The organism is Arthrobacter sp. Z1-9 (assembly GCF_054792695.1).
The window spans coordinates 3,955,008-3,975,657 of the sequence record NZ_CP096456.1 but is presented as its reverse complement, the minus strand read 5'-3'; the positions used below and the strand labels follow the sequence as shown (position 1 = coordinate 3,975,657).

At 65.6% G+C, this 20,650-nt stretch carries 19 protein-coding genes; 10 read left to right on the top strand and 9 right to left on the bottom strand.

The features are described 5' to 3' along the window. The 9 genes from M1D93_RS18385 to M1D93_RS18345 all read left to right on the top strand — a co-directional run bounded on the left by M1D93_RS18385 (window position 1) and on the right by M1D93_RS18345 (window position 8,100). A complete protein-coding gene (locus M1D93_RS18385; RefSeq protein ID WP_461172889.1) occupies window positions 1-693 on the top strand; it encodes a nucleotide exchange factor GrpE in 693 nt (230 codons plus the stop codon). 281 nt (window positions 694-974) lie between these two features. Beyond that, window positions 975-1,946, top strand: coding sequence for a DnaJ C-terminal domain-containing protein (locus M1D93_RS18380; protein ID WP_461172888.1), 972 nt, complete (start codon window positions 975-977; stop codon window positions 1,944-1,946). A gap of 14 nt (window positions 1,947-1,960) precedes the next feature. Continuing rightward, the gene (locus tag M1D93_RS18375; protein ID WP_387547714.1) at window positions 1,961-2,386 is read left to right on the top strand and encodes a heat shock protein transcriptional repressor HspR; all 426 of its coding nucleotides are present in this window, start codon (window positions 1,961-1,963) and stop codon (window positions 2,384-2,386) included. A gap of 326 nt (window positions 2,387-2,712) precedes the next feature. Beyond that, window positions 2,713-3,978, top strand: a complete 1,266-nt coding sequence (urtA, locus tag M1D93_RS18370) for an urea ABC transporter substrate-binding protein (RefSeq protein ID WP_461172887.1) — start codon at window positions 2,713-2,715, stop codon at window positions 3,976-3,978. A 35-nt stretch (window positions 3,979-4,013) separates the two neighbouring features. After that, window positions 4,014-4,898 (top strand): urea ABC transporter permease subunit UrtB, encoded by an 885-nt coding sequence (gene urtB / locus M1D93_RS18365; protein WP_461172886.1) that lies wholly within the window; start codon window positions 4,014-4,016, stop codon window positions 4,896-4,898. Further along, complete coding sequence (urtC, locus tag M1D93_RS18360; protein WP_461172885.1) at window positions 4,895-6,055, top strand: urea ABC transporter permease subunit UrtC; 1,161 nt, start codon at window positions 4,895-4,897, stop codon at window positions 6,053-6,055. The genes urtB and urtC overlap by 4 nt, the downstream gene beginning before the upstream one ends. After that, complete coding sequence (gene urtD / locus M1D93_RS18355; protein ID WP_461172884.1) at window positions 6,052-6,861, top strand: urea ABC transporter ATP-binding protein UrtD; 810 nt, start codon at window positions 6,052-6,054, stop codon at window positions 6,859-6,861. The genes urtC and urtD overlap by 4 nt, the downstream gene beginning before the upstream one ends. Next, entirely contained in the window at window positions 6,854-7,546 is a 693-nt protein-coding gene (gene urtE, locus M1D93_RS18350) for an urea ABC transporter ATP-binding subunit UrtE (protein ID WP_461172883.1), read from the top strand. The genes urtD and urtE overlap by 8 nt, the downstream gene beginning before the upstream one ends. 167 nt (window positions 7,547-7,713) lie before the next feature. Next, the gene (locus M1D93_RS18345) at window positions 7,714-8,100 is read left to right on the top strand and encodes a hypothetical protein (RefSeq protein WP_461175063.1); all 387 of its coding nucleotides are present in this window, start codon (window positions 7,714-7,716) and stop codon (window positions 8,098-8,100) included. A 57-nt stretch (window positions 8,101-8,157) separates the two neighbouring features. Here the strand turns inward: M1D93_RS18345 and M1D93_RS18340 are convergent, their stop codons facing one another. The 8 genes from M1D93_RS18340 to M1D93_RS18305 form a co-directional block, all read right to left on the bottom strand. Continuing rightward, window positions 8,158-9,567: an aldehyde dehydrogenase family protein gene (locus tag M1D93_RS18340; protein WP_461172882.1), complete on the bottom strand. Its 1,410-nt coding sequence runs from the start codon at window positions 9,565-9,567 to the stop codon at window positions 8,158-8,160. 169 nt (window positions 9,568-9,736) lie between these two features. Then, entirely contained in the window at window positions 9,737-11,242 is a 1,506-nt protein-coding gene (locus M1D93_RS18335; RefSeq protein WP_461172881.1) for an NAD-dependent succinate-semialdehyde dehydrogenase, read from the bottom strand. 29 nt (window positions 11,243-11,271) lie between these two features. Next, window positions 11,272-12,075 carry an HpcH/HpaI aldolase family protein gene (locus M1D93_RS18330; RefSeq protein ID WP_461172880.1) on the bottom strand — a complete coding sequence of 268 codons (804 nt, stop codon included), beginning with the start codon at window positions 12,073-12,075 and terminating at the stop codon, window positions 11,272-11,274. Further along, on the bottom strand, window positions 12,060-12,845 hold the full coding sequence (hpaH, locus tag M1D93_RS18325) for a 2-oxo-hept-4-ene-1,7-dioate hydratase (protein ID WP_461172879.1): 786 nt from the start codon (window positions 12,843-12,845) through the stop codon (window positions 12,060-12,062). The genes M1D93_RS18330 and hpaH overlap by 16 nt, the downstream gene beginning before the upstream one ends. A gap of 2 nt (window positions 12,846-12,847) precedes the next feature. Further along, a complete protein-coding gene (gene hpaD / locus M1D93_RS18320; protein ID WP_461172878.1) occupies window positions 12,848-13,927 on the bottom strand; it encodes a 3,4-dihydroxyphenylacetate 2,3-dioxygenase in 1,080 nt (359 codons plus the stop codon). Window positions 13,928-13,971: 44 nt separating this feature from the next. Beyond that, a complete protein-coding gene (gene hpaE, locus M1D93_RS18315) occupies window positions 13,972-15,510 on the bottom strand; it encodes a 5-carboxymethyl-2-hydroxymuconate semialdehyde dehydrogenase (protein ID WP_461172877.1) in 1,539 nt (512 codons plus the stop codon). Between the two features lie 14 nt (window positions 15,511-15,524). After that, window positions 15,525-16,205, bottom strand: a complete 681-nt coding sequence (locus M1D93_RS18310) for a GntR family transcriptional regulator (protein WP_461172876.1) — start codon at window positions 16,203-16,205, stop codon at window positions 15,525-15,527. Continuing rightward, window positions 16,198-17,658 carry a fumarylacetoacetate hydrolase family protein gene (locus M1D93_RS18305; RefSeq protein WP_461172875.1) on the bottom strand — a complete coding sequence of 487 codons (1,461 nt, stop codon included), beginning with the start codon at window positions 17,656-17,658 and terminating at the stop codon, window positions 16,198-16,200. Before M1D93_RS18305 ends, M1D93_RS18310 begins: the two co-directional genes overlap by 8 nt. Before the next feature lie 221 nt (window positions 17,659-17,879). Between M1D93_RS18305 and M1D93_RS18300 the strand changes: the two genes are divergently transcribed. Then, window positions 17,880-19,790 (top strand): FAD-binding monooxygenase, encoded by a 1,911-nt coding sequence (locus tag M1D93_RS18300; protein WP_461172874.1) that lies wholly within the window; start codon window positions 17,880-17,882, stop codon window positions 19,788-19,790. On the opposite strand, the gene M1D93_RS18295 is transcribed toward M1D93_RS18300, so the two are convergent. After that, entirely contained in the window at window positions 19,772-20,629 is an 858-nt protein-coding gene (locus tag M1D93_RS18295) for a prephenate dehydratase (RefSeq protein WP_461172873.1), read from the bottom strand. The genes M1D93_RS18300 and M1D93_RS18295 overlap by 19 nt on opposite strands. Between the last annotated feature and the right edge of the window lie 21 nt (window positions 20,630-20,650).

Sequence of the window (20,650 nt, the reverse complement as noted above, 5' to 3'; positions counted from 1 at the left end):
ATGCCGCACCACGGTAACGAGGAAGAGCACATCTCATCCGCGGGCCAGGAGCAGCAGGTCAACGGCCACCAGGAACCCGTCATCCGGGACAACCGCAAGGTTGACCCGGTGACCGGGCAGGCCCGGCACCAGGAGGGCGGCCAGTCCGCCCCGGGCGCCGGTTCCGAGGCAACGGATTCCGACGGCGACGCGCTGGCCCAGGCCGAGGAGATCCTCAACGGCATCGACGTGCCGGCCGAGGAATCCGTGGCCCAGGGGGTTCCGGCAGGCTCAGCCACCACTGAGGCGGCCGAGCTGAAGAACGACCTCCTCCGGTTGCAGGCTGAGTACGTCAACTACCGCAAGCGCGTGGAACGCGACCGCGCCGTGGCAGGGGAGATGGCCGTCATCGGCGTCCTGAACTCCCTGCTTCCGGTCCTGGACGACGTCGACGCCGCCCGGCAGCACGGCGACCTCGCCGACGGCCCCTTCGCCGCGATCGCCACCAAGCTGGAGAACGCGCTGAAGACCTACGGCCTGGCACGCATCGATGAGACCGGCGTGGAGTTCGATCCCACGATCCACGAGGCCCTCATCCAGCAGCCCGGCGAGGACATCGAAGTTGACACCGTCAGCCAGGTACTCCGCTCCGGCTACAAGTCAGGCGACCGCGTCCTCCGGGCCGCGCAGGTCATCGTGGCCGTTCCGGCTTAGTCCGCTGAGAGTCGCGCCGAACGGATAAGGGGGCCCCGCCCCTCCGCTGGGTGGCAAGGATCTGCGATCCTTGGCCACCCAGCTCCGGCAGGCCCGATGCCACTCCCGGGCCCCCTTATCCGTCCGTCGCTCGGCGGTTGTCTCGCCTAAGGTGGGACAAGCGAAGCGCAGCTGGATAGGGGGCCGCGGCGTGGCGGGCACCGCGGAGCGGGCACGGCCCCCTATCCAGCGGAGCGTCACTAGCGCCGAGCACTTAGGTTTGAACGAGAAAGGAAACGCCATTGGCTAGCCAGGATTGGGTGGACAAGGACTTTTACGCGATCCTTGGTATCGCCAAGGACGCTTCCGACGCCGACATTAAGAAGGCTTATCGGAAGCTGGCCAGGCAGCACCACCCTGATACGAACTCGGGGAACTCTGCTTCCGAGAAGAAGTTCAAGGACATCTCCGAGGCTTATTCTGTACTTTCCGATCCGGAAGAGCGCCAGCAGTATGACGCCATCCGGGCCATGGGCGGCGGGGCCCGCTTTGCTCCCGGCGGCGCCGGTGCAGGGAACGGCGGGTTCGAGGACATGTTCGGCGGCCTGTTCACGGGCAACACCGGACGCCACGCCGGCGGGTTCAACCCCTCCGCGGGCGGCATCCCGCCGGAGTTCGCGGACCTGTTCGGCGGCGGCTTTGGGCAGACGGGTTTCCAGCGGACGCCGCAGAAGGGCGCTGACCGTACTGCCTCCACGAGTATTTCCTTCGCCGGTTCCATTCGCGGCACCACCATCGGGCTGCGGGAACCCAGCGGCGAGGTCATCGACGTCCGCGTGCCCCCAGGCATCAAGGACGGCCAGAAAGTCCGCGTCCGCGGCAAGGGCCAGCCCGGTGCCGCCGGCAACGGTGACCTGGTGGTGTCCGTTTCGGTCCAGCCGCACCAGTTCTACACGCGCGACGGCGACAACCTGCGCATCCACGTTCCCGTCACCTTCCCCGAGGCTGCCCTGGGCGCCGACATTGAAGTGCCCACCATCGAGGGCGAAAAGGTACGGGTCCGCGTTCCGGCCGGTACGCCGTCGGGCCGTACCCTCCGTGTCAAGGGCAAAGGCGTGAAGACGTCCAAGGGGACCGGTGACCTGCTGGTGACCATCGACGTCGCCGTTCCCAAGAACCTGAACAAGGAAGCCGAAGCCGCGGTCAAGGCGTTTGCCGATGCCACGGCCGGAGCTGACGTCCGAGAGGGCCTGGCCGCCAAGGCCCGGCTTTAGCAGCGGGGTGAGCCGTGGACATCAACTCAGACCAGCCGATCTTCGTGATCTCGGTGGCGGCTGAACTGGCGGACATGCACCCCCAGACACTCCGGCAGTACGACCGGCTGGGCATCGTCTCGCCCAGCCGCGCGCCCGGGAAGTCCCGCCGCTACTCCCAGCGGGACATCAACATGCTGCGCGAGGTGCAGCGGTTGTCCCAGGAAGGCGTCTCGCTGGAAGGCATCAAGCGGATCCTGGAACTCGAAAACCAGGTGGCTGCCCTGCAGCGCCGGGTTTCGGAGCTGGCTGAGGAACTCAGCCGGCGCCCGCAGCCTTTCGATTCACGGATCTTCGCTGCAGGCGCAGCGGGAGATGTGGTGAGCCTGGCACGCGGCCAGCGCCCCCGTCCCCGCTCGCAGGCCGTGGTGCTCTGGCGGCCCCGCGCGATCGGACAGTAGCTCCCGCCGCTTGGTGTAGCCGCAGGTCAGAGCGTGTGCTTATGGGGCTGCGCGCTGGTTTATGTCCGGCCAGCGGGCAACGTTACGCCCGTTCCACGTTTCCCGTAAGTTAACTTTCATTTCCCGGCTTCTCCCGGGTTTTATGGGCACTTTCTACAGCGCACCTTGCGTCCGGCCGGCACTCGGAGCCGGGACGAAATGGGCTCGAAACCAACTGTCGCAGCTACCGAAACAAACCGCTCCTACATTTCTCGCAAGGGGTCACTTCCCAGGACCTCGGAGGCGAGCCGCTGCCCACGCAGCGGCGGAGTGAGAAGCAGGTACACATGAGGGTTTCGGTTAACAAACGCGCTTTCCTTCCCCTGGCGGCGGCCGCCATGGCCACAGTCCTGGCAGGCTGTGGCAGCCAAATTGCGGATCCGGCATCCGGAGGCTCCACCGCCAGCACCGGCACGTCCTGTGTGGACACGTCGGGCAGCAGCATCAAAGTAGGCTTCATCAACTCCCTTTCCGGCACCATGGCCATCAGCGAGAGCACGGTCTTCGACTCCCTGACCCTGGCTGCCGAGGAAATAAATGCTTCCGGCGGCGTCCTGGGCAAACAGCTCCAGGTGGTCAGTGAGGACGGCGCCAGCGAACCGACGAAGTTTGCCGAGCGCGCCGGAAAGCTGATCCAACAGGATTGCACTGCCGCCGTTTTTGGTGGCTGGACCTCGTCGAGCCGCAAAGCCATGCTCCCCGTGTTCGAAGCCAACGACGCACTGCTGTTCTATCCGGTGCAGTATGAAGGCCTGGAATCTTCGAAGAACATCTTCTACACCGGTGCCACCACCAACCAGCAGATCATTCCAGCCCTGGATTACCTGGCCGAGCAGGGAACCAAATCCCTCTTCCTGGTGGGCAGCGATTACGTCTTCCCACGAACGGCGAACAAGATCATCCAGGCGTACGCTGCCGCCAAGGGCATCGAAATCCTCGGCGAGGAATACACCCCGCTCGGCTCCACGGAATTTTCCACCATCGTCAACAAAGTCCGGGACTCCAAAGCCGACGCAGTCTTCAACACCCTCAACGGCGACAGCAATGTGGCCTTTTTCCGCCAGTACAAGAGCGTTGGCCTGACGGCTGACACCATGCCCGTGGTTTCTGTTTCCATCGCCGAGGAGGAAGTCCCCGGCGTCGGCCTGGACAATGTGGAAGGGCAGCTGACCGCCTGGGACTACTACCAGACCCTCGATACCCCGGCCAACAAGAAGTTCGTCGCCGCCTTCAAAGCGAAGTTCGGCGCTGAGCGCGTGACGAGCGACCCCATGGAAGCCGCCTACACGTCGCTGTACCTCTGGAAAGCCATGGTGGAGAAGGCCGGCTCCTTTGAGGTGGACAAGGTGCAGGCCGCCGCGGACGGCGTGACATTCGAAGCACCCGAAGGCCTGGTGACGGTCAACGGGGAAAACAACCACATCACCAAGACCCCCCGGATCGGGAAGATCAATTCGGCGGGGCTCATCGACACGGTCTGGTCCTCACCCGAGGCAGTTGAACCGGATCCGTTCCTGGCCTCGTACGACTGGGCCAAGGACCTGGCCAAGTAACGGCAGCCGGAAACATCGAGGAAAGGCCTGCTGGAATGGAACTCCTGATAGGGCAGATGTTCGCCGGACTCAGCCTCGGCTCCGTGCTGCTCCTGGCAGCACTGGGACTGTCGTTGACCTTCGGCCAAATGGGGGTCATCAACCTGGCCCACGGCGAGTTCATGATGGCCGGGGCTTACACGGCCTTCGTGGTCCAGCAGGCCATCTCCGACGCCGGCGTTTCACTGCTGGTTTCTGTTCCGGCCGGTTTCCTGGTGGGTGGTGTCCTGGGGCTGGTGCTCGAGGCGGTGCTGTTGCGCCGCATGTACCACCGGCCCCTGGACACGCTCCTGGTCACCTTCGGGGTGGCGCTCATTTTGCAGCAGGCAGCGCGGGACATTTTCGGTGCTCCCAGCGTGGACGTGCGCGCACCGGCCTGGCTGCAGGGAAACATCGAGGTGCTGGGTGCGCCGATCCCGCTGACCCGGCTCTTTATCCTGGCGCTCTCGCTGGTGTGCCTGGCCGGCCTGGTCCTTCTCCTCAGGTCCACGCCGCTGGGCCGCCGCATCCGGGCGGTTGTGCTGAACAGGGACCTGGCAGAAACCAGCGGCGTCTCAACCCGGCGCAGCGACCAGCTGACGTTCTTTATCGGTTCCGGCCTGGCCGGAGTAGCCGGTGTGGCCGTCACCCTCATAGGTTCCACAAGCCCATACCTCGGCACCAATTACATTGTGGATGCCTTCCTGGTGGTAGTGGCCGGCGGCATTGGCCAGATCAAGGGGGCTGTCATCGCGGCGTTCGCACTGGGCGTGCTGCAGTCTGTCTTCGAGTACTCGACCACGGCCAGTATCGGCAAGGTCCTCATCCTGATCGTGATCGTGGTGTTCCTCCAGGTTCGGCCACAGGGCATCTTCAGCCTCAAGACGAGGAGCCTGGCATGAGGGGCCCATTGCGCGGACCAATTGGTACTGCGGCCGGATTCGGCCTTGGCGCGGTCCTTCTGCTGGGAGTTGCACCCGCGGTGCTTCCGGTCTTCAGCCTGGGCCTGTTGGGGAAGTTCCTCTGCTTTGCGATCGTGGCAGTCGGCATCGGCCTGGCATGGGGACGCGGCGGCATGCTGACGCTGGGCCAGGGGGTGTTCTTCGGACTTGGCGCTTACATCATGGCCATGCACATGAAGCTGGCGGACGCCTCGCTCTTCGGCGGCTCCGGGGTGCCGGACTTTATGTCCCTTTACGGCAGCGGCGAGGTGCCGGGCTGGTGGGAACCGTTTCGGAGCCCCGCTGTAACGCTGCTGGCAGTGGTCCTGATACCGGGGCTGGTGGCCCTTGTCCTTGGCCTGGCGGTCTTCAAACGCCGTGTTAAAGGTGCCTATTTCGCAATTCTCAGCCAGGCGCTGGCGGCTGCGTTCGCAGTATTCCTGATCGGCCAGCAGGCCACCACCGGTGGTTCAAACGGGCTCAGCGGGTTCCGGTCATTTTTCGGTTTCGACCTGAAGGACCCGAACAACAAGGTGATGCTGTACCTGATCGCGGCGGTAGTCCTTCTGCTGTCCATAGCCCTTGCCCGGCAGCTGATGCACAGCCGGTTCGGCGAACTGCTGGTTGCGGTCCGGGACCAGGAGGAACGGGTCCGCTTCCTGGGCTACGACCCGGCCACCATCAAAACTGTCACGTACGTGGTTGCCGCTGTGCTGGCAGGCATTGCAGGCGCGTTGTTCGTCCCGCTCGTCGGAATTATCTCCCCGGCGGATGTCGGCGTGATCCCTTCCATTGCCTTCCTGATCGGTGTGGCAATCGGCGGCCGTGCCACCCTCCTGGGGCCAGTCCTTGGCGCTGTCAGCGTCGCCGCCGCCCAATCCGCCCTGTCCTCCACCTTCCCCTCCTTTTGGGTGTACTTCCAGGGCCTGTTGTTTGTCCTGGTCATCGGGTTCATGCCGGGCGGGCTGGCCTCCCTGCCGGCGCTGTTGGGCAGGCGGCGCAGACTCCGGACAGCAGCATCAACGCCGGCGGCGCCGGCAACCCCGGCGCCGTCCTCCCTGGCCCCGTCGCCGGAACCCGAAGAGAACGCCACCATGCCTGAGGAGGCCCGCAGATGACCACACCCACTCTGCTCCCTGAAGGAGAGCCGCGGGCCGGAGGGCTGCGCCACGGCCGGCCGAAATACCTCGAAATCCGGGACCTGTCGGTCTCCTTTGACGGATTCCTTGCCGTGGACAACGTCAATCTGGACGTGATCCAGGGCGACCTGCGGTTCCTGATCGGACCCAACGGCGCAGGGAAGACCACGGTGATCGATGCGATCACCGGGCTGGTACCTGCCACGGGATCGGTGAACCACACCGGCACGGAAATCCTCGGACGCAAAGTGCATCAGATCGCCCGGCTCGGGGTGGGCCGCACGTTCCAGACCGCGAGTGTGTTTGAAAATCTTTCCGTACTTCAGAACCTTGACATCGCTGCCGGTTCCGGGCGCGGGCCGCTTCGGTTGCTCCGGCGCCGAAAGACCGTGGACGCGGCGGTGGAAGAGGCACTGGAGATCATCGGGCTGGAGGGTGCAGCAGGGAAGAAGGCAGGAATCCTCGCCCACGGACAAAAGCAATGGCTGGAGATCGGCATGCTCCTGGTCCAGAATTCGGATGTCCTCCTCCTGGACGAGCCAATCGCCGGAATGAGCCAGGATGAGCGCGCGGAAACCGGGGAGCTGCTGCGCCGCATTGCCGCCAGCCGCATCACCTTGGTGATCGAGCACGACATGGACTTCGTCCGGGAGTTCGCGACGTCGGTCACTGTCCTGGCTGCGGGCAAGGTCCTCAGTGAGGGGAGTGTGGCTCAGGTGCAGGCGGACAAAAAGGTGCAGGACGTTTACCTCGGGTCCTCGGAAGTGGAGGCTACCGATGCTTGAAATTGAAAAACTGCAGACTGGTTACGGCCGTACGCAGGTAATCTCCGGAGTCAGCCTGACCGTCCCGGATGGCGCCGTTGTCTCCGTCCTGGGGCACAATGGCGCCGGCAAAACAACGCTGCTGCGCGCCGTCGTCGGACTCCTCAAACCCACCGCGGGGCGCATCACCCTGGACGGGGAGGACATCTCGGCACTCCGCCCGCACCGGCGGGTGGACCGTGGAATGGCGTATGTGCCGCAGGGCCAACAGTCGTTCGGGCAGCTTTCCGTCCTGGAGAACCTGCAGCTGGTGGCGGACGGGCGGAAGAACGCCGCCGGGCGCGTGGCGGAGGCCCTGGACATGTTTCCGGCGCTCCGGCCATTGTTGGCGCGGCGGGCCGGGCTGCTCTCGGGCGGGCAGCGGCAGCAGCTGGCCATCGCCCGCGCACTCATCACGGACCCGCGCCTGCTGATCCTCGACGAACCCACCGAAGGCATCCAGCCAAACGTCGTGGCCGAGATAGAAGCGACCATCATCAAGCTTTCCCAGCGCAACGGGATGAGCATCCTCCTGGTGGAGCAGCACATCGGCTTTGCCCTGCAGGCCGCGGACAGCTACTACGTCCTCTCGGCCGGAAGGGTCTCATCCTCAGGGGCAGGCGGCGCCGGATCCGCGGCTGACGTCCGCAAGGCGCTGCTGATTTGAGCACCGGGAACCAACACCGATCCGGAAAATATGAGTACTCACTACTCGTGACGGTACGGGCCCCGGAAACTTGAATGGAACCACTGCTGGATCAGCAGCAGTGGTTCCAAGTTTCTGGGGGTTTTTATGTTTCATCCGCGTAGCAAGGCTGGGCTGTGAGCCCGGGGATGGAAGCGGTCGCCTCATTCAGCGGCTCGATTCCCGGCCAGATGCTGCTGGTGCTGGGACAAACCGTTGTGGTGGTGTGCGTGTGCTTCGACATGGTGCGCGCCCTGTCCGTACCGCGGTCACACCGGCGCTACCTGGCCAGCACGGTTTTCCGGACGCTGGCCGTCCCGTCGATCATCGCCAACGGTGTGACCGTCCTGATTGCCCTGGTGCTGGCGTCCTGGGTCGATGTGGTGATGGGCATGTTCGTGCTCATGGCCATCATCTTCCGGCTGCACCACGACAAGGACGAGGACAACTGGTGGAAGGGCAAGGGCAAGAAGTTCGCCCGGTGGGCCCGCCGACAGTTCGCGGGCCAGACCGCCGCCGCCCCTGCCATGGGGTAGGGGCGCTGCCCAAGGCCTGGGGCGCAGGCCCTTGGGGCAGCGACGGCGGGCTGGGGTTCAGCCGTTGATGACCTGGGGTATGCCGAGGGCCTTGAGGCCTTCGACGCCGAATTCGACACCGTAGCCGGACTGCTTGGCGCCGCCGAAGGGGATGCGGGGGTCCACGGCGCCGTGCCTGTTGATCCAGACGGTGCCGGCCTGGATACGGGCCGCGACGCCGCGGGCTGCTTCCAGGTTGGGGGACCAGACCGAGGCGCCGAGGCCGACGTCGAGCCCGTTGGCCTTCTCCACGGCTTCGTCAATGCTGCTGTAGCGGATGATGGGCAGGGCGGGCCCGAATTGTTCCTCGGCTACCAGCGGGTTGTTGTTGTCGATGTCCGCCACCAAGGTGGTGGGATAGAAGTAGCCGGGCTGGGTGGTGTCCGGGTTTCCGCCGAGCAGGACGCGTGCGCCGGAAGCCTTGGCCGCCTCCACGAGGTTGGCGACGACGTCGAACTGTGCCTTGTTCTGCAGCGGACCCAGGACGTTGTTCTCGTCGAGGCCGTTGCCCATCGGCATCTGCCGGGCGACGGCCACGAGTTCCTCGCAGACAGCGTCGTAGACTTCGTCGTGGACGTAGAGGCGCTTCAGCGCCGCGCAGGTTTGGCCGGTGTTCAGGAATGCGCCCCAGAAGAGGTCTTCGGCGATGGCTTTGGGGTCGGCGTCGGGCAGGACTATGCCGGCGTCGTTCCCGCCCAGTTCCAGGGTGAGCCGCTTGACGGTGTCCGCGGAGGACTTGATGATGGCGCGGCCGCCGGCGGTGGAGCCGGTGAACATGATCTTGCCGATGGCGGGGTGGTCAGTGAGCCGGGCGCCGACCTCGCGGCCGCAGGAAACCACCGCCAGGATGCCCTCCGGCAGTTCCTCGTTGAGGACCTTGACCAGGGCCAGGACGGAGAGTGGGGTGTTGCCGGAAGGCTTGACCACAACGGCGTTGCCCATCCGCAGGGCCGGGGCGAGCTGCCAGACGGCGATCATCATGGGCCAGTTCCATGGGCCGATTGCACCCACGACGCCGACGGGCCGGTAGTGCAGTTCGGCGCGGGTCTCGCCGTCGTCCACGATGGTTTCAGGCTGCAGCGGCAAGCCGGCCGTGGCCCGCAGCCACGCTACGCAGGCACCTACCTCGAAGCGTGCGTTGGGGCCGTTCAGGGGTTTTCCCTGCTCGCGGGAGAGCAGCTGGGCGAGTTCCTCGGCGGAGCGTTCGACGGCGTCGGCCGCTTTCAGGAGCGCAGCGGACCGGGCGTCGTGGCCCAGGGCAGCCCAGGCAGGCTGGGCCGCGACGGCTGCGGCGACGGCAGACTCAAGGTAATCAAGGCCGTGGACGGGGGCCTCGCCCACAGCCTCACCCGTCGCGGGGTCGAAAATGGTCCGGCCGGTGCCGGCAGCGGGGGCAATTGACGCGAGAAGTGCATCGTAGGTTTCCAAGGGATACTCCACTTCGAGTAGCAAGGGCGCCAGCCGGTCGGCGTAGCGGGTTGCTCCCAGTTTGGTTGACCGGGAGTGCCGGAGGCTTGTCTTTATGCGCAGGACAGTTGGCGCAGAGAGAACGCCAAAGCATCACGCAGGGCATGCTGTCCGGAACACTGGCGGGATGTCAGTTGGTGTAGGGGTCGGCGATGCCGATGTATTGGGTGGTGGTGTATTCGGCGATGCCTTCCGATCCACCTTCGCGGCCCAGGCCTGATTGTTTGACGCCGCCGAACGGTGCTGCGGCATTCGAGATGACGCCGGTGTTGAACCCGACCATGCCGAACTCGATCTGCTCGGCCACCCGCAGGAGCCGGTTGAAGTCCTTGCTGTAGAAGTAGGACGCGAGGCCGTATTCGCTGGCGTTGGCGAGACGGATGGCGTCCTCCTCCGTGGCGAAGGTGGTGACCGGGGCGACGGGTCCGAAGATTTCCTGGCCCAGGATCGCTGCGTCATTGGGGACGTTGCCGAGGACGGTGGGCTGGTAAAAGTAGCCGGGCCCGTCCACGGGGCCGCCGCCGGTGATGGCGGTGGCACCGGCGTCGACGGCGGCACTCACCAGGGCGTGGACGTCGTCGCGGGCCCCGTCCACGATGAGCGGACCCACCTGGGTGTTGGGATCGGTGCCGCGGCCTGTGGCCAGGGCGCCCATGGCAGCGGCAAACTTCCGCGTGAACTCGGCCGCGACGGATTCCTGGACGAGGAAGCGGTTGGCTGCGGTGCAGGCTTCGCCCATGTTCCGCATCTTGGCGGCCATTGCCCCTTCGACGGCCTTGTCCAGGTCGGCGTCCTCGAACACGATGAAGGGGGCGTTCCCGCCCAGCTCCATGGAGGTGCGGAGCACGTTCTGTGCTGCGTCGGCCATCAGGCGTTTGCCGACGGGGGTGGAGCCGGTGAAGGAGACCTTCCGCAGCCGGGAATCCTTCAGCAGCGGCCCGGAAATACCGGAAGCCGAGGAGGAGGAGACAACGTTCAGGACGCCGGCAGGAAGGCCGGCGTCGAGCATGGTCTGGGCAAAATACTGGGCCGTGAGCGGGGTGAGTTTGGCGGGTTTGAGGACCATGGTGCAGCCGGCGGCGACGGCGGGGGCTACTTTGCGGGTGGCCATCGCGAGCGGGAAGTTCCACGGCGTGATGAGCAGGCAGGGCCCCACAGGCTTGTGCTGGACCAGGATCTTGTTCTTCCCCTCCGGGGTTGTGAGGTAGCGGCCGTAGTCACGCACGGTTTCCTCGGAGAACCAGCGCAGGAATTCAGCGCCGTAAGTGACTTCGCCGCGGGCTTCGGCCAGGGGCTTTCCCATTTCCAGGGTCATCATCAGCGCGAAGTCCTCGGCCCGTTCGGTCACCAGGTCAAAGGCCCGGCGCAGGATCTCGGCCCGCACCCGGGGTGCGGTCCGTGCCCAGGACGCCTGGACGGCATCGGCGGCGTCTAGGGCTGCGATGGCGTCGTCGCTCGTGGCGGAGGCGAGGGTGGCGAGCATCTCCCCGGTGGCGGGATCGTGCACGTCGAACGTGCCGCCGTCGGACGCGTCCCGCCACTGCCCGCCGATCAGCAGGCCGGTCGGCACGGAAGCGAGCAGGGAGGCTTCACGCTCCGGTGAGATGGCAGGGGGCAGCGCAGAAGTAACTGTCATAGAAGTAGCGTCCTTAAGGAAGGGAAGGATCAGTAGCTGGCGGGGGTGTCGCCGTCGGGCTCCTGGATGTACTGCTTCGCGAGGGCTTCGGAGCCCCGGGCGAGGAGAGCGACGTCGGCACCGACAAGGATGAAGTTGGCGCCGTTGTCCAGGTAGTGGCGGGCGGTGTCGGGGTTGAAGGCGTTGACGCCCGCCGGTTTTCCGGCCGCTTTGGCTGCGGCGAGGCAGTGCTCGACGGCGGCGCGCACCTCGGGGTGTTCCTGCTGGCCCAGCAGGCCCATCGACGCGGCAAGGTCGGAGGGTCCCACGAAGACGGCGTCCACCCCGTCCACTTTCAGGATGTCCGCCACGGCGTCCACTGCCGCCGTCGACTCGATCTGGACGGTGACGCTGATGGTCTCATTCGCCCGGGCCAGGTAGTCCGGCACCCGGTTCCAGCGGGCAGCCCGGGCCAGGGCGGAGCCCACCCCGCGGACGCCCTGCGGCGGGTAGCGCGTAGCCGCCACCGCAGCCTCCGCCTCGGCGACGGAGTTGACCATGGGGATGAGCAGGTTCTGCACGCCCAGGTCCAGGTACTGCTTGATCACCACGGTGTCGTTCACGGGCGGGCGGACCAGGGTGTGGACGGGGTAGCCGTGGATGGCCTGGAGCTGGGCGAGGATGGATTCGAGCCCGTTGGGGCTGTGTTCGGCGTCCACCAGGAGCCAGTCCAGCCCCGATCCGGCGCAGAGTTCGGCGATGAGGGGGCTACCGGAGCAGACCCACATTCCGGCCAGCGGCCGGTTGGCTGCGGCGAGGGCGTCGCGGAAGGTGTCTTCTATTCGAAGCGGCATGTGACACTCCCCAGGGGTCCGTAGTCAGCGTGGACGGTATCACCCTTGTAAACCCACAGCGGGCGGGTGAAGGACCCGGCGAGGATGATGTCCCCGGCCTTAAGCGAGTCGCCGTGGGCGGCGATCTTGTTGGCCAGCCAGTGCACCCCGTTGGCGGGGTGGTCCAGCACCCCGGCGGCCACACCGGTTTCCTCCACGGCCTGGTTCTTGTAGAGGATGGCGGAAACCCAGCGAAGGTCCACGGCGTCCGGCTTCACCGGGCGGCCGCCGACCACCATTGCACCCATGGCGGCGTTGTCGGAGATGGTGTCCACGATGGTCCTGCCCTCCATCTCAATCCTGGAGTCGAGGATCTCGAGGGCCGGAACCACGTAGTCGGTGGCTTTCAGGACATCGAAGATGCTGACCCCGGGACCCTTGAGCCCGTCCTTCAGGACGAAGGCAAGCTCCACCTCCACCCGGGGGTGAGTGTACTGGTCCCATTGGACCGAGCAGCCGGTTTCCAGCACCATATCGTCAAAAATGGCACCGTAGTCCGGCTCGGTGATGCCCGTGGCGGCCTGCATCGCTTTGGACGTGAGGCCGATCTTGCGCCCCACCAGGGTTCGGCCGGCTTCCTCGTTCCGGCGCCGCCACAACTGCTGCACCGCGTAGGAATCCTCCACGGTCATGTGCGGGTAGCGGGCAGTGAGCCGCGGTACGGGGGTGCGGGTGCGGCCGGCCTCCAGCAGTTCGTCCGCGATGGCCTCAATCGTCTTGGCATCCAGCATGGCTACAGCTGCGCTCCGAGCTTGAAACCCTCAGCCCCGGCTGCTTCGCTGGGCCGGGTGTAGGAGAAGCCGTCGGCTCCCACGGTGACAGCCATCTCGGACTTCTCCTCACGTTCGATGACAGGCTGGGGGTTGCCGTCCAGGTCAAGGACGAGGGAGGCTTCGGTGTACCAGGAAGGGACGACGGGGTTGCCCCACCAGTCGCGGCGCTGGTTGTCGTGGACGTCCCAGGTGATGGTGGGGTTGTCGGGGTCGCCGGTGTAGTAGTCCTGGGTGTAGATCTCGATGCGGTGGCCGTCCGGGTCCAGGATGTAGAGGTAGAACGCGTTGGACACGCCGTGCCGGCCGGGGCCGCGTTCGATCCGGTCGCTGATGCGCAGGGCGCCCATCTTGTCGCAGATCTGGATGATGTTGTGCTTCTCGTGCGTGGCGAACGCGACGTGGTGCATGCGGGGGCCGTTGCCGCCGGTGAGGGCGGTGTCGTGGACGGTCTGCTTGCGGTGCATCCAGGCGGCGTAGGTGACGCCGTCGGCATCCTTGATGTCCTCGGAGACGCGGAAGCCGAGGTCCTCGAGGTAGGCGCGGCCGCGGGGAACGTCGGGAGTGACCTGGTTGAAGTGGTCCAGGCGGACCAGTTCGCCGGCGGAGTAGAGGTCGTAGCGCTGGGTGAGGCGCTCCACGTGCTCCACGTCGTAGAAGAACTCGTAGGGGAAGCCCAGCGGGTCCTCGACGCGGACGGAGTCACCGACGCCCTTGGTGAACCCGTCCTTGCGCCGCTCAGTCCGGCAGCCCAGTTCCTTGTAGTAGGCCTCGGCGGCGTCCACCTCGGCAGGGGACTTAACCCGGTAGGCGAACGCGGCGACGGCGGCGACGGGTCCCTTGCGGAGCACCAGATTGTGGTGGATGAACTCCTCCAGGGAACGCAGGTAGATCGCGTTTTCGTCTTCCACGGTGACGTGCAGGCCCAGAACATCCACGTAGAACTCGCGGGACTTGGCGAGGTCGGTGACCACGATCTCCATGTAGGCGCAGCGGACGATGTCCGGGGCCGGGACAGAAGGGGTGGGAACAAAGCTGGTCATGATGGTCTCTCTTCTTTGAGCAGGTTCTTCGGTAAGTAAGGGGTTTAGCCTTCGTTGGCGGCGGAGTCTTCGATGCTGCCGAACTTGGGGGTGTGGACGGTGCCGAGGGTGATGTGCACTGCCTGCTGGTCGGTGTAGAAGTCGATGGAGCGGTAGCCGCCCTCGTGGCCCAGGCCGGAGGCTTTGACGCCGCCGAAGGGGGTGCGCAGGTCGCGGACGTTGTGGCTGTTCAGCCACACCATGCCGGCTTCGACGTTCTGGGAGAAGTTGTGCGCACGGGTCAGGTTCTGGGTCCAGATGTAGGCGGCGAGGCCGTACTTGGTGTTGTTGGCCAGGGCGAGGGCTTCGTCGTCGTTCTCGAACGGGGTGATCGCGACGACGGGGCCGAAGATTTCCTCCTGGAAGATCCGTGCATCGGGGGCGACGTCGGCAAACACCGTGGGCGCTATGTAGTTGCCTTCGGGCAGGTGGTCGGGGCGGCCGCCGCCGGCGAGGAGCCGGCCTTCGGACTTGCCGATCTCCACGTAGGACGCCACCTTCTCGTAGTGCTCCGGGTGCACCAGCGCGCCCACCTGGGTCTTCGGATCGTGCGGGTCACCCACAACGATATTCTTTGCCCGGGCGGCGTACCTCTCGCAGAACTCGTCGTAGATGGCGCGTTCGACGAGGATGCGGGAGCCGGCGGTGCAACGCTCACCGTTGAGGGAGAACACGCCGAAAAGGGCCGAATCGATGGCGCCGTCCAGGTCGGCGTCGGCGAAAACGACGCACGGGGACTTGCCGCCGAGCTCCATGGACAGGCCCTTGAGGTTGGCGGCGGCGTTGCGGAAGATCGTCTGGCCGGTGGTGGTTTCACCGGTGAAGGAGATCAGCGGGACGTCCGGGTGCTTGACCAGGGCGTCGCCGGCTTCCTCGCCCAGGCCGTTGACCAGGTTGAAGACGCCGTCGGGCAGGCCCGCGTCCTTGAAGATGGTGGCCCACAATGACGCGGACAGCGGGGTGAACTCCGCGGGCTTGAGGACCACGGTGTTGCCGGTGGCCAGGGCCGGGGCGAGCTTCCAGGACTCGAGCATAAACGGGGTGTTCCAGGGGGTGATCAGGCCTGCAACGCCGATCGGCTTGCGGTTCACGTAGTTGATCTGTGAGCCCGGGACCTTCATGGCGTCGTCGAACTGGGCCACGATCAGGTCTGCGAAGAACCGGAAGTTCTCGGCCGCGCGCAGTGCCTGGCCCTTGGCCTGGGTGATGGGCAGGCCGGTGTCGAAGGTTTCCAGCTCGGCGAGGCGGGCTTCCTGGGCCTCGACGGCGTCGGCGATTTTGTTCAGGACGCGGGCTCGTTCGCGGGGCTTCATCTTCGGCCACGGGCCGTTCACGAAGGCTTGGCGGGCGGCGGCGACGGCTAGGTCGATGTCCTCTTTCTGGCCGGCCGCTGCGGTGGCGTAGTTCCGGTTGGACACCGGGTCCAGGACATCGAAGGTCTTGCCGCCCACGGAGTCAACAAACTGGCCGTTGATGAAGTGCTGGATGTGGGTGGGCAGGTCCTGCGGCACGAAGTGCTTAGCGGTTTCTGCAGAGGTCGTCATCGTTGAAGTCCTTACTAGTGCTTGGTTTGGGCGAGGTAGGCGTCGAGAGTGGCGGATCGGTGCAGGCGGGCTGCCTTTTCAATGGCGTCGGCGTCGGCGCCGGTTTCGATAAGCCGCAGGAGTGCCTCGTGCTCCTCCACGGAGTCGCGGGCACGGCCGGGGACGAAGCGGAAGGTGGAGGACCGGAGGGAGGCGAGCCGGTTCCAGCCGCGGTGCACGAGGTCCAGGATGTGCGGGTTGGGGCAGTGCTCGAACAGGACGCTGTGGAAGTCCTGGTTGAGCCGGGTGAAGCGGACGGGGTCAAAGTGGTCCAGGCACTCGCGCATCTCCTCGTTCACGGCGCGGGCCCGGGCAATGGCCACCGAATCGATGAGCGGCGCGGACAGTGCAGTGGCGGCGCCTTCCACGATGCTCAGGGTCTGCATGGTGTAAAGGTATTCGGTGGGGTCGATCCCGGCCACGGTGGCGCCGACGTTGCGTTCGAACGTCACCAAGCCTTCGGCCTCGAGCCGGCGGATGGCTTCCCGGACCGGGACCACGCTGAACCCGAGGTCCTTGGCAATGCTGCCCAGGACCAGCCGGTAACCGGGAGTGTAGGTACCCTCAATGATCCGCGCCTTGACGGCCTGGTACGCCTGTTCGGACTTGCTGCCGGCGGGGGCCGCGGCGGAAAGCTCCGTCACTGTTTCAGTCATTCGCGGTGCCTTCCTTCCATTCCCTGTATTTGGCCTGCCACTCTGCGTTCATGGGGTAGAGGCCGTCCACGCTGTTGCCCTGCTTGACCATCTCGAAAATGAAGGTTTCTTCCTGTTCCTGCGCGATGCAGTCGTCCACGAGTTCTTCGGCGATGGCCGGCGGAATGACCAGGATGCCGTCGGAGTCGGCCACGATGATGTCGCCGGGCTGGACGGTGGCACCGCCGCAGGCGATGGTGATGTCCGTGTCCCAGGGGATGTGGCGGCGGCCCAGCACGGCCGGGTGCGGGTTGGCGAAGTAGGTGGGCATGTCCAGCCCGGCCACGGCGGTGTAATCGCGGACGCCGCCGTCGGTGATGATGGCAGCGGCGCCGCGGACCTGGGCGCGCAGGGCCAGGATGTCACCGACGGTTCCGGTACCTTTTTCGCCGCGGGCTTCCATGACCAGGATTTCGCCCTCCTTGACGGAGTCAATGGCGCGCTTTTGGGCGTTGAACCCGCCGCCGTGGGTTTTGAACAGGTCCTCGCGGTTGGGAACGTAGCGCAGGGTGCGGGCCAGTCCCACCACGCGGCGGTCCGGCCGTGTGGCCTGCAGACCGTCGATGCTCACGTTATTCAGGCCGCGCTTGCGCATTTGGGAGGACAGGGTGGCCGTAGCGACGCTTTTCAGCTTGGCCTTCAGTTCGGGGGAGAGGCCGGGCTCGACGGCGGGCAGTCCGGCGGCTTCGCGCGAACCCCACGCCTCCTCCCGTTGCAGGTCATCAACCTTGGGCCCGGCACCAAAGTCGGCGAACGGCGTCGTGCCTTCCTCCACCCGGGTGACCAGCCGGCCCGTGGTGAGGCTACCGCCGGAGACCTCCACTTCGAGGACGTCCCCGGGTTCGGCGACGGAGGCGCCGGCGGGGGTGCCAGTGAGGATGATGTCCCCCTCTTCGAGCGTGAGGAGCTGGGACAGGTCGGCCACCAGCCGGGCGAACGGGAAGAGCAGGTCCTCCGTGGTGTCGTCCTGGACGAGTTCGCCGTTGTGCCAGGTGCGGATGCGCAGGCCGCCGGGGTCGACGGCGTCTGCCGGGATCAGTGCCGGGCCCACCGGGGTGAACCCGTCGCCGCCCTTCGACCGGAGGTTGGAGCCCTTGTCCGCCCAGCGCAGGTCGTACACCCCGAGGTCGTTGCTGGCAGTGACGGCGGCCACGTGGCTCCACGCGTCCTCCATGCTTACGCGGCGGGCGGCCTTGCCGATGATCAGGGCGATCTCGCCTTCGTAGCCGAGAAGTTCACAATCCGCAGGGCGTTCGACGGCGTCTCCGGTCAGGGAGAGCGACGAGGACGGCTTCAGGAAGTAGGACGGCTGGGCCGGTGTGCGTCCCCTCTGTGCAGCGCGGCTGGGGTAGTTTATGTGCACCGCGATCACCTTCCGTGCCGCTGCGAGGATGTCCTCGTTGACCTGCTCCAAAGCAACTCCTTGTGAAGTACGAAATCGTATACGATCACCTTCACCCTCCGCGCTACTGCTTGTCAACCCCTTGTTGGCGGCGAATCTGACGCTCTTGTCGTCCGCATCACACCTGGCGTACAGTGTTGCTCCACAGCGTGGTTTTCTCATATGGAAACTGAAATTCTATTATCGAACACACCTTCCCGGCCCACCGGCCACACAACGAAGTGAGGATTCCCGTGCAGTTTCACCACCACGGTTACGTATCCGGAGACCCGCGGGTAAAGCCTGCGGCCGGCGTTGGGCTCACCCGCCCCGAGGAACTCCCGGAGGACATCGATGTGCTGATTGTCGGTACCGGACCTGCGGGAATGGTGGCTGCGGCCCAGCTTTCGATGTTCCCGAATATCACCACACGGATCATTGAGCGCCGCCCCGGCCGGCTTGCCATCGGACAGGCCGACGGCATCCAGGCGCGCAGCGTCGAAACCTTCCAGGCCTTCGGCTTCGCGGAGCGCATCATTGCTGAGGCCTACCGCATCACCGAGATGGCGTTCTGGAAGCCGGATCCCTCGGACCGCAGCCGCATCATCCGGACGGCCCGCACTCCTGATGACCCCACCGGCATCAGCGAGTTCCCCCACCTCATCGTCAACCAGGCCCGCGTCCTGGATTACTTTGCCGAATACGCCGCCAACTCACCTACCCGGCTGAAGCCAGACTTCGGGTACGAGTTCCAGTCGCTCAGCGTTGAGGACGGTGGGAAATACCCTGTCACCGTGACGCTCCTGCACACCTCCGGTCCGAATGAGGGGCAGGAACGCGTGGTGCGCGCCAAATATGTGGTGGGTGCGGACGGCGCGCGGAGCAAGGTGCGCGCAGCGATTGGCTGCACGCTCGCCGGAGACCAGGCCAACCATGCCTGGGGCGTCATGGATACTCTCGCCGTCACCGACTTCCCCGATATCCGCACCAAGTGCGCCATCCAGGGCGAAAAGGGCAGCATCCTGCTGATCCCGCGGGAAGGCGGACACTTGTTCCGGATGTATGTGGACCTGGGCGAGGTGGATCCCGCGACGCATCACGCCGTACGCAACACCACTATCGAGCAGATCATCCACAAGGCCAATGAAATCCTCCACCCCTACACTCTGGACGTACGCAACGTCGCGTGGCACAGCGTCTACGAAGTGGGCCACCGGCTCACGGACAGGTTCGACGACGTCCTGCCGGAGGACCGCGGCACCAGGACCCCGCGGGTGTTCATTACCGGCGACGCCTGCCACACCCACAGCGCCAAAGCCGGCCAGGGCATGAATGTGTCCATGCAGGACGGCTTCAACATCGCCTGGAAGCTGGGGCACGTGCTCGAGGGGCGCAGCCCGGAAAGCCTGCTTTCCACCTACTCCGCCGAGCGCCAGGTGGTGGCGAAGAACCTCATCGACTTCGACAAGGAATGGTCCACCATGATGGCCAAGAAGCCCGAGGAGTTCGAAAACCCTTCGGACCTCGAGGACTTCTACGTACGCACTGCCGAGTTCCCGGCCGGATTTATGACCGAGTATGCACCGTCCATGCTGGTGGCCCCCGCCAAGCACCAGGCGCTGGCGGCGGGTTTCCCGGTGGGTAAACGCTTCAAGTCCGCGCCCGTGGTGCGGGTTGGCGACACGAACCCCATGCACCTCGGCCACCACGCCACGGCCGACGGGCGGTGGCGCATCTACGTCTTCGCGGACGCAGCCCCTGCCGGTTCGAACTCAGCTGTGGCGGACTTCGCCGAGTGGATCGCGAAGTCGCCGGACTCGCCGCTGGCCGCGACGCCGTCGGACGCTGATCCGGACGCCTGGTTCGACGTGAAGGTCATTTACCAGCAGCCTCACACCGGTGTGGACATCGGAATGGTTCCTGCCGTCTTCAAGCCTTCCGTGGGGCCGTTCCAACTGACGGACTACGAGAAGGTGTACGCTACCGATCCCGGCGCCGACATCTTCGAACTCCGTGGCCTGGACCGCGGCGGTGTGGTGGTGGTGGTCCGCCCGGACCAGTACGTGGCGAACGTCCTGCCGCTGACCGCAACGGCCGAGCTTGGCGGGTTCTTCTCTGCCCTGCTGAAGCCGCGCCGGTCCTCGGATCAGCCGCTGACGGTCTGAGCAGTCCTGTACTCCGCGGCTGCATAGACGCCAAGGATCCGCACCTCGGTGGTGAAGAAGTCCAGCTCCTCGAGGGCCAGCTTCAGCGGCAGGTCCTCGGGGTGGCCTTCGACGTCGGCCATAAACATGGTGGCCGCGAACTCGTTGCCCACCATGTAGCTTTCCAGGCGCGTCATGTTCACGCCGTTCGTCGCGAACCCGCCCAGCGCCTTGTACAGGGCGGACGGGACGTTGCGGACGCGGAACACAAAGCTGGTGACCGCCGGTCCGGGCAGTTCATCACGGGCCGGCAGCGCCGTTTCCCGGGCCAGGACCACAAAGCGGGTGGTGTTGGAAGGATCGTCCTCCACCCGTGACGCCAGCACTTCGAGGCCATAAATCTGCGCAGCCAGCGGGGGAGCGAGGGAGAGTTTCCGGGGATCGTTCCATTCGCTCACTTCGCGGGCCGACCCCGCAGTGTCGCCGGCGATCACGGGCTTGAGGCCGTGCTCGCGGATCAGCTTCCGGCACTGGCCGAGGGCATGGATGTGGCTGTGTACCTCGGTGGCGTCCTCGATGGTGCTGCCCGGGATGCCCAGAAGGTCAAAGTGAATGGGCAGGAAGTACTCGCCCACAATCTGCAGGTTGGACTGGGGCAGCAGGATGTGGATGTCCGCTACCCGGCCGGCAATCGAGTTCTCGATGGGGATCATGGCCAGGTCCGCCTCGCCGCTTGAGACGAGTTCAAACGCATCCTCGAAGCTCGCGCAGGGCACGCTTTCCATGTCCGGGAACATCTGCTGGCACGCGATATTGGAGTTGGCGCCGGGTTCACCCTGGTACGCAATCTTGGAGGCCATGATCCGTATGGTTTCACGCCC